Below are 13,363 nucleotides of genomic sequence, written 5' to 3'. Positions count from 1 at the left end.
TTGATCTACCTCCCTGCGGGCCCTGTGGCCCGATGTTGTCTTATTTTATTGGCTTCTGAGGGTGCGTCAGTGCAGGTAGAGGGGCATTCCTACCCGCCCCGCACGGCCGCCGGCCGCCCCCGCACCCACCAGGGAATGACGGAAACTCGCCTCCTCGCGTCTCAGGGACGCCGTCATACCAAAGGAGGAGGGACGGGCCGCGCGGTCCGACCCAAGTGGGCCCCGGGAACGGGCACCGGGACTGACGATCCGCGGCGGGGCGCCGGACAGGATGGGGTGGTCCCCTCAGCACACCTCGACAGGAGCTCACCTCGTGACGACCACCCCCCTCGCTCACCGCGCCACCGCAGTGGCCGCCCGCGCCACGGATCTGTCCAAGGTGTACGGACAGGGCGAGACCCAGGTGGTCGCGCTGGACCGGGTCACCGTGGACTTCCGGCAGGCGGAGTTCACCGCGATCATGGGCCCGTCGGGCTCCGGCAAGTCCACGCTGATGCACTGCGTGGCCGGACTGGACAGCTTCAGCTCCGGGTCCGTGCGGATCGGTGAGACCGAGCTCGGGTCGCTCAAGGACAAGCAGCTGACCCAGCTGCGCCGGGACAAGATCGGCTTCATCTTCCAGGCGTTCAACCTGCTGCCGACGCTGACCGGTCTGGAGAACATCACCCTCCCGATGGACATAGCGGGCCGCAAGCCCGACAAGCAGTGGCTGCAGCAGGTCATCGAGATGGTGGGCCTGCAGGACCGCCTCAGCCACCGCCCCACCGAGCTCTCCGGCGGCCAGCAGCAGCGCGTCGCCGTCGCCCGCGCCCTGGCCTCGCAGCCGGAGATCATCTTCGGTGACGAGCCGACCGGAAACCTGGACTCGCGTTCCGGCGCGGAGGTACTGGGCTTCCTGCGCAACTCCGTACGGGAGCTGGGGCAGACCGTCGTCATGGTCACGCACGACCCGGTGGCCGCCTCCTACGCCGACCGGGTGATCTTCCTGGCCGACGGCCGGATCGTCGACGAGATGCTGCACCCCACCGCGGACGGCGTCCTGGACCGGATGAAGGAGTTCGACGCCAAGGGCCGGACCAGCTGAACGACCGCTGACACGCAGACTCCGGCTCTCACACAGGACTGACACAGACATGTTCCGTACCGCCCTGCGCAATGTGCTCGCGCACAAGGCCAGACTGCTGATGACCGTACTCGCCGTGATGCTCGGCGTGGCCTTCGTCTCCGGCACCCTGGTCTTCACCGACACCCTCGGCAACGCCTACCGCAAGCAGTCGGCCAAGAGCTACGACAACGTCGCGGTCGCCGTCACCACGTACACCGGCCAGAGCGACGGCAAGAAGAAGGCCGGGATCGACACCAGGACCCTGGAGAAGATCCGGAGTCTGGACGGGGTCGCCGACGCCACCGGGCGGGTCTCCGGCTTCGCCGGCGTCGCCGACCAGGACGGCAAGCTGATCGGCAACGGCTGGTCCAACACCGGTGCGAACTTCGCCCCCGGCAAGGACGGCAAGGACGCCCAGTACACCTTCACCGACGGCTCCGGTCCGGTGAAGGACAGTCAGATCGCCCTCGACCAGGACTCCGCGGCCAAGGGCGAGTACCGGGTCGGGGACACCGTGCGGGTCGCGACCAACGGCCCGGTGAAGGAGTACACCCTCTCCGGTGTCTTCACCACCGAGGACGGCGGGGTCAACGCCGGCGGCAGCCTCGTCCTCTTCGACACCCCGGTCGCGCAGAAGCTGTATCTGCAGCCCGGCTACTTCAAGGACGTCACCGTCGCCGCCGCGGCCGGAGCCTCCGACCAGAAGATCCTGGACGAGGTCACGCCGCTGCTGCCCAAGGACGCCGAGGCGCAGACCGGCAAGCAGCTCGCCGACGACCAGGCCAGGATGATCGAGGATGGACTGTCCAACCTCAACACGATGCTGCTCGCCTTCGCCGCCATCGCACTCTTCGTCGGCGTCTTCCTCATCGCCAACACCTTCACCATGCTGGTCGCCCAGCGCACCAGGGAGCTGGCGCTGATGCGCGCCGTCGGTGCGTCACGCCGCCAGGTCAAGCGCTCGGTGATGCTCGAGGCGCTGGTCGTCGGCGCGCTCGCCTCCGTGATCGGTTTCGTTCTCGGCATCGGGCTGGCGACCGGGCTGCGGTCCGCGATGAGCTCCTTCGGTGCGAAGGTGCCCGCGGGCCCGCTGATCATCTCGCCGACCGCGATCGCCTCCGCCCTCGCGGTCGGTGTGCTGGTCACCGTGCTCGCCGCGTGGCTGCCCGCCCGCCGGGCCGCGAAGATCCCGCCGGTGGCGGCGATGAGCAGTGTGCACGCGGTGGCGACCACCAAGTCGCTGGTCGTACGGAACTCCATCGGCGGCGCGATCACGCTGCTCGGCGCGGCCGGCATCCTCGGCGGCGCGGCGGCCGGCAAGGACGGCCGGATGCTCATCGGGGCCGGCGCGTTCCTGGCGATGATCGGCATCATCGTGCTGATTCCGCTGCTGTCCCGTCCCGTGATCGCGCTGGCGCGTCCGCTGCTGCACCGTGTGTTCGGGGTGTCCGGCAAGCTGGCCGGCCAGAACGCGGTCCGTAATCCGCGTCGTACCGGAGCCACCGCCTCGGCGCTGGCCATCGGCCTGACCCTGGTCACCGGCCTCTCGGTGCTCGGCGTCACGATGGGCCGTGCCGTGGACAAGATGACCACGGACAACATCAAGGCCGACTACATGGTGACGATGGCCGGCGGCGGTGCGCTGGACAAGTCGGCGCTGACCGCGCTGGAGAAGGCGAAGGGCGTCAGCGCGGTCTCCCCGCAGCAGGCCACCTCGCTGGAGATCAAGGGCGAATGGCACTCCGCCTCCGCCGTCACTCCGGGCGACGTGGAGAAGGTCTTCGACCTCAAGACGGTCTCCGGCTCCCTGGCCACCCTCGGCGAGGGACGGATCGCGGTCGCCGAGAAGACCGCGAAGTCCAACGGCTGGAAGACCGGTGACTCGCTGGCGGTGAAGTTCGGGACCGACAGCGACGGCGGCAAGGCCGCGACGAAGAACCTGACGGTCGGCGCGGTCTACGCCGACAACGAGTTCCTCTCGCCGGTGCTGGTGTCCACGGACGTCGTCGCTCCGTACGAGGCGAAGCCGTACATCCCCGAGGTCTGGGTGAAGATGGACGGCGGACCGACCGAGGCGAACGAGCGGGCGCTGGTGAACGCGCTGGGTGACAGCCCGGCGATGAGCATCAAGGACCAGCAGGACATCCGGAACACGTTCGGCGGCTTCATCAACACCGCGCTGAACATCATGTACGGACTGCTGGCGATGGCCCTGATCATCGCGGTGCTCGGCGTCATCAACACCCTCGCGATGTCCGTCTTCGAGCGTCAGCAGGAGATCGGCATGCTGCGCGCGATCGGCCTGGACCGCGGCAAGGTCAAGCGGATGATCCGCCTGGAAGCGGTGGTGATCTCGGTCTTCGGCGCGGTGATCGGTGTCGGGCTCGGGTCCTTCCTGGCCTGGGCGATCGGCGAGACGATCAGGAAGGAGATCCCCGGGTACGCGCTGGTCGTGCCGTGGGACCGGATCGGGATCTTCCTGCTGCTCGCCGGTGTGGTCGGGGTGCTGGCCGCGCTGTGGCCTGCGCGCAGTGCCGCCAGGCTGAACATGCTGACGGCGATCAAGACCGAGTAAGTCCGGTACGCACAAGGGGCCCCGCGACCTGGGCAGGTCGCGGGGCCTTTGTGCTCCCGTCCGGATCCCCCGCGCCCGGAACACGTGTGTCCTGATCGCATGTGCCCGGATCAGGTGCGCCCGGATCAGGTGCGCCCGGTCAGGTGCGCCCGGATCGCGTGAGCCCGGATCGCGTGCGCCCGGATCGCCGCCCGACGCCGTCAGGTGCCGGCGCAGTAGCTCATCAGCTGATCGTGGTTGGCCTTGAACTGGTTGTAGAGCGCCACGTTGTCGATCTTGAGCAGCGTCTCGTCGTTGGAGCGGAGCGCCTGATACGAGAAGTTGTGGCTGCCCGTCCAGACCAGCTTCTTGCCGGCCACCCCGTCGTATGTGCCGCTGACCATCAGGTACTTGGAGTGCAGACCGATCTTGGCGCCCGACGGCGAGTTCTCCCAGCACTCCACGCGCTTGGTGAGCTTGCCGGAGATGATGCCCTCCACGGTCTTGCCCAGCGAGCCCGGCGTATCCGCCGTTCCCGGGTTCCCGTCGTGGGCAAGGCTCACGGAGCAGCCGGCGCTCGCGAGAGAGACGAGCTTGGTGGCGACCTCCTTGCGGTAGAAGAGGTTGGCCGCCATCCGTACTTCGGTGCCGCCGGCGCAGCCGACCTTGTCGAGGATCAGTTTGACGGTGTCGGTGGCGGCGTCGCCGTCGAACTGGGTGCCCGCGGTTTCCTTGCGCGGGAAGAAGTACGCCTTGTACGGGCCGCTCGACGGGGTCTGGTAGTAGTCGCTCAGACCGCTCGATGTGCCGTACTTGAGCAGGTCGGCGAAGTAGGCCTGGTAGATGCCGTAGAGCCCGGAGTCGACGATCGTCACCGCGTTGTTGAAGAGCTCGGTGCGCTGGAGGCCGGTCATATTGGCCGAAGCCTGTACGACGACATTGTCCGCGCCTCCCACCCGGGAGAACAGGAAGATCTTGTTGTGGTTGATCGCGCCGTCGTCGCCGGGCAGCTTCCGGCTGCCGATGCAGCCGCGTCCGGCGGGACAGGCGTAGACCCACGAGGTCTTGGTGCGGTCGGTGCCCAGTCCGCCGGTGAGCGTGGCGTACTCGTTCCCGTCCGTTGTCAGGGTGGTGTGGTCGAGGATCACCCGGACCGAGACGCCGCGCTGCTTGGCGGCGACCAGCGCGGCACTGACGACATCGTCGGTGAAGTTGTACATCGACACCGTGATCGAGGTGCCCGACTGGGCGTCATTGATCAGGTTCACGATGTGGTCGCGGACCTTGTCCTGTTCGGCGGTGGTACCTGCCGGGTTGTTGAAGGTGGCGGTCGTGGTGACGGCGAGCGCGTCGGTTCCCGCGGAGGCGGTGGCCGTGGAGAGCGTGGCGGCGGACAGGAGCGCGGCGGTGAGGCCCAGCAGCCATCTCGTGTGGCGGCGCAAGTGGCTCTTCCTTTCATTATTACGCATACATGACAAATCAGACAGCGGGGTGCGCCCGTGCGCACACAAAAGGAGGCGGGGGCGCGGGGCCTCTCGGCCTCAGCGCCCCCGCCCCGGTCTCCCGAGCCTGAAGGGTCGAACGTATCAACCTCGCCCTTTCGAAGGGCAGTTGACCCCCGGTCGGCTCACCCGGTCCCGTTCCATTCGCGTGTACGCAGCGGCAGCCGGGAGTTCCCGCTCTCCGGCGTCTTCACGGCCAGGATCTGGTTGACCCCGATCCTGTTGCGCTCGAAGGAGATCGCGCAGGCGGCCATATAGAGCCGCCAGACACGAGCGCGGCCAGGAGTGCTCAGCCGCACCGCCTTGCGCCAGTTGGCCTCCAGGCCGGCGACCCAGTGGCGCAGCGTGAGCGCGTAGTGCTCGCGGATCGACTCGACGTCGCGGACCTCGAAGCCGGCTTCCTCGAGCGCGCCCACGGTACGGCCGAGCGGGGCCAGCTCGCCGTCCGGGAAAACGTACCGGTCGATGAACTCGTCGACCTGGTAGGCGGATTCGTCCTTCTCGGGACGGCGGGCGATCTGGTGGTTGAGCAGTCGGCCGCCGGGCTTGAGGAGCGAGAAGAGCTGCTCGGCGTACTCGTGATAGCGGACCTCACCGACGTGTTCAGCCATACCGATGGAGGAAATGGCGTCGTACGGACCGTCCCTGACGTCCCGGTAGTCCTGAACGCGGATCTCGATTCGGTCGGTGAGGCCCTCCTCGGCGATGCGCTTGCGGGCGAAGACTGCCTGCTCATGGGAGAGGGTGACGCCGATTGCCTGGACGCCGTACTCGCGGGCTGCGTGGATCACCATGGCACCCCAGCCGCAGCCGACGTCGAGGAGCCGGTCCCCCTCCTTCAGGGCGAGCTTGCGGCAGATGAGGTCGAGCTTGTCGCGCTGAGCGTCTTCGAGACTGCTGTCCTCGTGCTCCCAGTACGCACACGAGTAGACCATCGAAGGCCCGAGCATCAGCGCGTAGAAGTCGTTGCCGACGTCGTAGTGGTGGCTGATGGCCTGCTTGTCACGGCGCTTGGTGTGCAGCGGCCCCACGCGCCGCCGGACCTCCTCGGCGGGCGGGGGCGGCGGCGGCAGCGTCCCGCCGATCTTCAGCAGCCCGCGGGCGGCGGCGCGGAGCCGCGGGTCCAGGACGGCGTGAGCGCGGTCCTTGGTCTCGCCGCCGCGCTCCCACAAGACCCCGGCGAGCAGGTCGAGCGCGGTGTACAGATCGCCGTCCACATCAATCTCCCCGGCCACCCAGGCCCGGGCCAGCCCCAGCTCTCCCGGCCGCCACAACAGCCGGCGCAGCGCACGCCGGTGCCGGATGACGAGAACGGGAGTGCCTGGCGGCCCGGACTCGCTGCCGTCCCAGGCCCGGATACGGACCGGTAGCGGGTCGCCGAGCAACTCCTCGGCAAGAGTGGTCAGCCGCAGCGCGGCGTCGGCCATGGCGCACACCTCCGTGACGGTGGATCCCAGAAATGCTGCGCACCACGCCCCGAAGCCGCGCGGTGCACTCCAGAGAACAATCCGACCACCTTGCGCGCTTCCCGACATCACGCAATGCCCGAGCAAATCACCTGCATGCCACACATACCCGTCCGGACGACGGGCCGGCTGTCTGAGGCCGCTCAGCGACGGCGAGGTGCACCGCGCACGCCGAAGGGGCCGCCCGCACCACGGATGGCGGGCGGCCCCTTCGGGGCAGGACGTGTTGCTGCGGCTAGGAGGCCTTGGCCTTCTCGGCTTCCGCCTTCTGTACTTCCGGCTTCGGTACGGCCGCCGGTGCCGGCTTCGCGGCCTCGTAGAACTCCTCGCGCGGCGTCTCCATCGCGCCGAGGGAGACGACCTCACGCTTCAGGAACATCGCAAGCGTCCAGTCGGCGAAGACCCGGATCTTGCGGTTCCAGGTCGGCATCGCCATGCCGTGGTAGCCACGGTGCATGTACCAGGCGAGCCGGCCCTTGAGCTTGATCTTCACCTTGCCCATGACGATCATCGCGACGCCCTTGTGCAGGCCGAGACCGGCCACCGCACCCTTGTTGGCGTGGCTGTACTCCTTCTGCGGGAAGCCCCGCATACCGGAGATGACGTTGTCGCCGAGGACCCGCGCCTGACGCAGCGCGTGCTGGGCGTTCGGCGGGCACCAGGCGTTCTCCACGCCGGCCTTGCGGGCCGCGCTGTCCGGGACCTGGGCGTTGTCGCCGGCGGCCCAGACGTAGTCGGTGCCCTGGACCTGCAGCGTCGTCGTGGTGTCGACGTGACCGCGCGGTCCCAGCGGCAGGCCGTAACGGACCAGCGCCGGGTTCGGCTTCACACCGGCGGTCCACACGATGGTGCTGGAGTCGACCTCGAGGCCGTTCTTCAGCACCACGTGGCCGTCCACGCAGGAGTCCATCGACGTCGACAGGTAGATCTCGATGCCGCGGCCCTCGAGGTGCTCCTTGCCGTACTTGCCCAGCTTCGGGCCCACCTCGGGAAGGATCTTGTCGGCCGCGTCGACCAGGATGAAGCGCATGTCCTCGCGCTTGACGTTCGTGTAGTACTTGGCCGCGTCGCGCGCCAGGTCCTCCACCTCGCCGATGGTCTCGGCGCCGGCGAAGCCACCGCCCACGAAGACGAAGGTGAGCGCCTTGCGGCGGACGTCCTCATCGGTCGTCGAGTCGGCCTTGTCGAGCTGCTCGAGTACGTGGTTGCGGAGGCCGATGGCCTCCTCGATGCCCTTCATACCGATGCCCTGCTCGGCGAGGCCGGGGATCGGGAAGGTGCGGGAGACCGCGCCGAGCGCGACGATCAGGTAGTCGAACGGCAGCTCGTACGCCTCGCCGACGAGCGGCGAGATCGTGGCGACCTTGCGGTCCTGATCGATGGTGGTAACCCGACCGGTGAGCACCTCGGCCTTGGGCAGGACGCGTCGCAGCGGTACGACGACGTGCCTCGGCGAGATGCTGCCGGCGGCGGCTTCGGGGAGGAAGGGCTGGTACGTCATGTACGAGCGCGGATCCACGACCGTGACGGTCGCTTCCGCGTAACGCATCTTCTTCAGAATGCGTCGAGCTGCGTACAGGCCTACGTACCCACCGCCTACAACGAGGATCCTGGGACGCTCCGTGGTGCTCATGCCATCGAGTATCCACCCCCCTCGGAGGGGGTGCTCGTGAGCCCCTTCACAAGGTCTCGGCACACCTCTGCTACACTGCCCCGCCCACGTGACCGAGGTCATGGCGCCGGAGGGGGACCACGGTGTAAAGGCAAACATTGTTCGCCCCTCGTGAGCTGGTCCCTAAGGGGCCTTCCGGAGGTGGACCACTGCCCCGGCCCACTCCCCCGCGACACTCCTGGTTCTGTCCGGAATGCGCGTGCCCGGGGCCGCCGGGCGGGCCGCGGAGGGCTTTCGACCCCCCACGGCCCCCAACATGGCCGAATTCCTTGTGAAGAACTTCACGAAGTTCGTCGCGCCGCAGTCGAAAGACCGGTCCCTAGGCGACGGACCAGGCGATCCCGTCAAGGATGTCGTGCTCGCTGACGACCACTTCGCGCGCGCCGATCCGCTCCATGATCTCCCTCAGTACCAGTGCTCCGGCCCCGATGACATCCACCCGGCCCGGGTGCATGACCCGGTACGCGGCGCGCTGTTCATGAGTGGACTCCAGCAGCGTGTCGCTGATCCTCACCACCTGCTCGTACGGGATCCGGGCGTGGTGGATCTTCGCCGAGTCGTACGAGTCGAGGCCGAGCGCGATCCCCGCGACCGTCGTCACCGATCCGGCGAGACCGACCAGGGTGCGCGCCTCGCGGAGCGGGACGGTCTCCTCCGCCACGTCGAGCGCGGCCCGGATGTCCGTGCGGATCGCGGCGATCTCAGCGGCCGTCGGCGGATCGTTGTGGATGTGCCGCTCGGTCAGCCGTACGCAGCCGATGTCGACCGACCGCGCGGCCAGTACGCGCTCCTCGCCGACGACGAACTCGGTCGAGCCGCCCCCGATGTCCACGACGAGACGCTCCTCGTGGCCGGGCAGGCCCCCGGTGGCACCGGTGAAGGAGAACTCCGCCTCCTGATCGCCGGTGATCACCTCGGGCTCGACGCCGAGGATGTCGATGACGCCACGGACGAACTCGTCACGGTTCTCGGCATCACGCGAGGCGGAGGTGGCCACGAAGCGGAGCTTCTCGGCACCGTGCTCCTTGATGACGGCGGCGTACTCGCGGCAGGCGGCGAAGGTCCGCTCCAGCGCCTCGGGCGCGAGCCGTCCGGTGCGGTCCACGCCCTGGCCCAGCCGGACGATGATCATCCGCCGGTCCAGGTCGACCAGCTCGCCCGTCTCCGGGTCCGCGTCGGCGACGAGGAGGCGGATGGAGTTCGTACCGCAGTCGATGGCGGCGACCCGGGTCACTCCTTGTCCCCTTCTTCACCGGACACGACGTCCCCCTCTTCACCGGGCGCGACCTCTTCGCCGCCGGGCGCGACCTCTCCGCACGGCGCGACACAGGGGCCCTTGCGCCACCACTCGGGGAGCAGGGCGATCGCCTCGTCGCCCAGCGGGTTGACCCCGGGGCCGGCCGCGAGCGAGTGGGCGACCAGCACGTGCAGGCACTTCACCCGGTCGGGCATGCCACCCGCGCTGGGGAAGCCCTGCAGCACGTCGATGGCGTCGCGGCGCGCGATGTAGTCCTCGTGGGCGGCGCGGTACCCGGCGGCCAGCTCCGGGTCGGTCGCGAGACGGTCTGTCATCTCCTTCATGACACCGTTCGCCTCGAGCGTGCCGATCGCCGACGCGGCCCGCGGGCAGGTCAGGTAGTACAGCGTCGGGAACGGGGTGCCGTCCGGGAGCCGCGGAGCGGTCTCGACGACATCCGGCTGTCCGCACGGGCAGCGGTGCGCGATCGTGCGCAGACCGCGTGGCGGGCGGCCGAGCTGCTCCTTGAACGCGGCGATGTCCGCGTCGGTCGGCGGAGTGGGGTCGGTGGTGGGAGGGGGCGTTTCCATGCCTGCCTTGGTTCTACTTGACTGCTACTTGCGGTCGGCGTTGTCGACGCCGTCCCAGACGTTCGAGTACCAGGGGCGGTCCGCCGCCCCTTCGTCGGTACGGCGGCGCTCGGCGGCCTCCGGGTCGATCACCGTGTACCCAGTCTCTCCCGGGAGCACGAAGTGCAGGTGCTCGCGGGCCAGCCGCTCGACGTACCTGTCGTCCTGGAGGCGCGCCTTCTCGTCCCTGAGCCGCTCGACCTGCTGCTTGGCGTCGCCCATCCGGCGCCTCTGGTCCGCGATGTCGGCGCGCTGGGAGACGTACTGACGCATCGGGTACGCGAGCGCCACGACCAGCGAGCAGATCACCAGGGTCAGAAACGCCGCCCGGCCGGTGAGCCGGGAGCGGCGGTCCTGCCGGCGGTTCTGGGAGCGGTAGACGCGAGCCGCGGTCTGCTCGCCGAGCAGCCGCAGCCTGGTCGCGGTGGAGAACCGGTCCTGGTCCCCTTTGCGTGCCATGGTCTCGCCTCCCCTTTACGCGCATACGTCCCCGGACACGGTACGGGACCGCGACCGGGGACGCTTGGCTTCACTACGCCTTTGCGACCCATTCACTTCTCTGGATGCAAGGGCGAACGGCAGGGCCTCAGCCGGTGATCAGCCCTTGAAGCGCGGGAAGGCGGAGCGGCCGGCGTACACCGCGGCGTCGTCGAGGATCTCCTCGATACGCAGCAGCTGGTTGTACTTGGCGACGCGCTCGGAGCGGGCCGGGGCGCCGGTCTTGATCTGGCCGCAGTTGGTGGCAACGGCCAGGTCGGCGATGGTGACGTCCTCGGTCTCGCCGGAGCGGTGGGACATCATGCACTTGAAGCCGCTGCGCTGGGCGAGCTCCACGGCGTCCAGGGTCTCGGTCAGCGAACCGATCTGGTTCACCTTGACGAGCAGGGCGTTCGCGGCGCCGTCCTCGATACCGCGGGCCAGACGCTCCGGGTTGGTGACGAACAGGTCGTCGCCGACGATCTGGACCTTGGCGCCCAGCTTGTCGGTGAGGACCTTCCAGCCGGCCCAGTCGTCCTCGAAGAGCGGGTCCTCGATGGAGACGAGCGGGTAGGCCGCCACGAGCTCCTCGTAGTACTCGGTCATCTCGGCGGCGGAGCGGGACTTGCCCTCGAACTCGTACAGGCCGTCCTTGTAGAACTCGGACGCGGCGACGTCGAGCGCGAGCGCGATGTCCTTGCCCGGGGCGTAACCGGCCTGCTTGATGGCCTCGAGGATGAGGTCCAGGGCGGCGCGGTTGGACTCCAGGTTCGGCGCGAAGCCGCCCTCGTCGCCGAGGCCGGTGGAGAGGCCCTTGGTCTTCAGGACGGACTTGAGGGTGTGGTAGACCTCGGCGCCCCAGCGCAGAGCCTCGGAGAAGGACTCGGCGCCGATCGGCGCGATCATGAACTCCTGGATGTCCACGTTGGAGTCGGCGTGCGAGCCGCCGTTCAGGATGTTCATCATCGGAACGGGCAGCAGGTGCGCGTTCGGGCCGCCGAGGTAGCGGAAGAGCGGCAGGTCGGACGCCTCGGAGGCGGCGTGCGCGACGGCGAGGGAGACGCCGAGGATGGCGTTGGCACCGAGGGAGGACTTGTCCGGAGTGGCGTCCAGGTCGAACATCGCCTGGTCGATCAGGCGCTGCTCGGTGGCGTCGTAGCCGACGAGCTCCGGGCCGATCTGCTCGATGACGGCGAGGACAGCCTTCTCCACGCCCTTGCCCTGGTAGCGGTTCTGGTCACCGTCGCGGAGCTCAAGAGCCTCGAACGCACCGGTGGAGGCGCCGGACGGAACAGCAGCACGGCCCGTGCTGCCGTCGTCGAGGCCAACCTCGACCTCGACCGTGGGGTTGCCTCGGGAGTCCAGGATTTCCCGGGCTACGACGACGTCGATGGACGGCACGAGCATCTCCTTCTGGGATGTGACGCTGAGAATGCAGGGTCTCTTGGCCTTGCGACATGAGCCTAACCGGCTCCACGGCGTCGGTCGGCCGTTGCCCGCCCGCTGGGACGAAAAACGGCGCGAAGACTCGCGACGCAGGACAAACAGCACGTGAACTACCTGCGGGTAACGCCACGGGAGCCGACGGAGACACTCGCGGCCACCGGTACCGGCCGGGGACAGAACCCGGCCGGGGACAGACAGAACCCCGGCCCGGCGCGTACGGGGGAAGACGCGCCGGACCGGGGCGTTGGGGACCCGGGGTCAGCTCAGGTGGAGCTGCTGGCCCGGGAAGATCACGTCGGCGCGCTCGACGATGTCCTTGTTGAGGTCGAACAGCTTCTTCCAGCCGCCCTTGACCTTCTGGGTCTCGGCGATCGTGCCGAGGGTGTCGCCCGCCTTCACCTTGTACTCGCCGTCACCCTTCTTGAAACCCTTGGCGGCGGGCTTCGCGGACTTCACCGGGGCGGCGGGGCGCTCGGAGCGCGTGGTGGGGGCCTCGGCGCGCTTCGGGGCGGGCTGCGCCTTCTGCGTGGTGCCGGAGTCGGCGGAGCCGCCGTCGAAGGGGGTGTTGGACAGGCCGACGCCGCAGTTGGGCCAGGCGCCCTTGCCCTGGCCGGCCAGAACCTTCTCGGCGACCGCTATCTGCTGGGACTTGGAGGCCTGGTCGGCGGAGGAGGCGTACGCCGTGCCGCCGTACGCGGCCCAGGTGGAGGCCGAGAACTGCAGGCCGCCGTAGAAACCGTTGCCGGTGTTGATGGACCAGTTGCCGCCGGCCTCGCACTGGGCGACCCGGTCCCACTCGGAGGCGGTCGCGGCGGAGGCCGAGGTGGCGCCCATCAGCGGGGCGGCGACGACGGCACCGGTGACACCGGCGAGCGCGGCGATACGGGCAGTCCGATTGAAGGCGGCCGGGCGGCGGTGCTTGCTCTTGCTGGAAAACAGCATGGAACGACTCCTCACCGACGCCTGCGAGGTGAGCTGTCGGGTTCGGGCCAAGTGAGTTGCCCGGCCGCGCGTCGTGGCGCGCGGCTTCACCCCAAGCCGGTCCGTGGGCCGTTGCGTACTGCTCTCAACGGCCGGGCCCGGCACTTACCTTGGGTCCCCCGCTCCTGCCTTCGGCGCTCTGTGCGAACGACTGCTCCCCCCGACCGGCGGCAGGATTCGGCGTGACGGTCAGTGGTGCCCGCGGTGGCGAGCGGTTCAGACCGTAGACACAGCTCTCCCCGATGTTCAAAGACGAACATCGGGGAGAAATCGCCCATTCCGCCACTCGGGGAA

The 13,363-nt window shown here is 68.8% G+C and carries 10 protein-coding genes and 1 riboswitch; of the genes, 2 read left to right on the top strand and 8 right to left on the bottom strand.

Annotation, left to right across the window (positions count from 1 at the left end; all coding sequences use genetic code 11):
• Positions 1-313 precede the first annotated feature (313 nt).
• Both ACWDZ6_RS18645 and ACWDZ6_RS18640 read left to right on the top strand, forming a co-directional pair.
• Positions 314-1,084, top strand: coding sequence for an ABC transporter ATP-binding protein (locus tag ACWDZ6_RS18645; RefSeq protein WP_326650360.1), 771 nt, complete (start codon positions 314-316; stop codon positions 1,082-1,084).
• Between the two features lie 49 nt (positions 1,085-1,133).
• Positions 1,134-3,680, top strand: a complete 2,547-nt coding sequence (locus ACWDZ6_RS18640) for an ABC transporter permease (RefSeq protein ID WP_451503728.1) — start codon at positions 1,134-1,136, stop codon at positions 3,678-3,680.
• 200 nt (positions 3,681-3,880) lie between these two features.
• Here ACWDZ6_RS18640 and ACWDZ6_RS18635 read toward each other — a convergent pair whose 3' ends face one another.
• From ACWDZ6_RS18635 to ACWDZ6_RS18600, 8 genes are all read right to left on the bottom strand, one after another.
• Complete coding sequence (locus tag ACWDZ6_RS18635) at positions 3,881-5,101, bottom strand: phospholipase D-like domain-containing protein (protein WP_451503727.1); 1,221 nt, start codon at positions 5,099-5,101, stop codon at positions 3,881-3,883.
• 185 nt (positions 5,102-5,286) lie between these two features.
• Positions 5,287-6,588 (bottom strand): class I SAM-dependent methyltransferase, encoded by a 1,302-nt coding sequence (locus tag ACWDZ6_RS18630; protein WP_451503726.1) that lies wholly within the window; start codon positions 6,586-6,588, stop codon positions 5,287-5,289.
• 274 nt (positions 6,589-6,862) lie between these two features.
• Positions 6,863-8,260: an NAD(P)/FAD-dependent oxidoreductase gene (locus ACWDZ6_RS18625; RefSeq protein ID WP_351455910.1), complete on the bottom strand. Its 1,398-nt coding sequence runs from the start codon at positions 8,258-8,260 to the stop codon at positions 6,863-6,865.
• A 358-nt stretch (positions 8,261-8,618) separates the two neighbouring features.
• The gene (locus tag ACWDZ6_RS18620; RefSeq protein ID WP_389182355.1) at positions 8,619-9,533 is read right to left on the bottom strand and encodes a Ppx/GppA phosphatase family protein; all 915 of its coding nucleotides are present in this window, start codon (positions 9,531-9,533) and stop codon (positions 8,619-8,621) included.
• The gene (locus ACWDZ6_RS18615) at positions 9,530-10,126 is read right to left on the bottom strand and encodes a DUF501 domain-containing protein (protein WP_451503725.1); all 597 of its coding nucleotides are present in this window, start codon (positions 10,124-10,126) and stop codon (positions 9,530-9,532) included. The genes ACWDZ6_RS18620 and ACWDZ6_RS18615 overlap by 4 nt, the downstream gene beginning before the upstream one ends.
• Before the next feature lie 24 nt (positions 10,127-10,150).
• Positions 10,151-10,624, bottom strand: a complete 474-nt coding sequence (locus ACWDZ6_RS18610) for an FtsB family cell division protein (protein ID WP_451503724.1) — start codon at positions 10,622-10,624, stop codon at positions 10,151-10,153.
• A gap of 138 nt (positions 10,625-10,762) precedes the next feature.
• Positions 10,763-12,049, bottom strand: coding sequence for a phosphopyruvate hydratase (eno, locus tag ACWDZ6_RS18605; RefSeq protein ID WP_326650368.1), 1,287 nt, complete (start codon positions 12,047-12,049; stop codon positions 10,763-10,765).
• 297 nt (positions 12,050-12,346) lie between these two features.
• Positions 12,347-13,030 (bottom strand): transglycosylase family protein, encoded by a 684-nt coding sequence (locus ACWDZ6_RS18600; protein WP_366731847.1) that lies wholly within the window; start codon positions 13,028-13,030, stop codon positions 12,347-12,349.
• 3 nt (positions 13,031-13,033) lie between these two features.
• A riboswitch (cyclic di-AMP (ydaO/yuaA leader) is annotated at positions 13,034-13,216 on the bottom strand.
• Positions 13,217-13,363 lie beyond the last annotated feature (147 nt).

The sequence above is a fragment of the Streptomyces sp. NPDC002926 genome (assembly GCF_053591755.1).
This window is presented reverse-complemented; position numbering and strand designations above follow the sequence as displayed.

Bases quoted from the DNA above. Each gene is read 5' to 3' on its own strand.
- eno (WP_326650368.1), bottom strand. From the start codon at position 12,049: ATGCTCGTGCCGTCCATCGACGTCGTCGTAGCCCGGGAAATCCTGGAC.
- ACWDZ6_RS18610 (WP_451503724.1), bottom strand. From the start codon at position 10,624: ATGGCACGCAAAGGGGACCAGGACCGGTTCTCCACCGCGACCAGGCTG.
- ACWDZ6_RS18640 (WP_451503728.1), top strand. From the start codon at position 1,134: ATGTTCCGTACCGCCCTGCGCAATGTGCTCGCGCACAAGGCCAGACTG.
- ACWDZ6_RS18615 (WP_451503725.1), bottom strand. From the start codon at position 10,126: ATGGAAACGCCCCCTCCCACCACCGACCCCACTCCGCCGACCGACGCG.
- ACWDZ6_RS18600 (WP_366731847.1), bottom strand. From the start codon at position 13,030: ATGCTGTTTTCCAGCAAGAGCAAGCACCGCCGCCCGGCCGCCTTCAAT.
- ACWDZ6_RS18630 (WP_451503726.1), bottom strand. From the start codon at position 6,588: ATGGCCGACGCCGCGCTGCGGCTGACCACTCTTGCCGAGGAGTTGCTC.
- ACWDZ6_RS18625 (WP_351455910.1), bottom strand. From the start codon at position 8,260: ATGAGCACCACGGAGCGTCCCAGGATCCTCGTTGTAGGCGGTGGGTAC.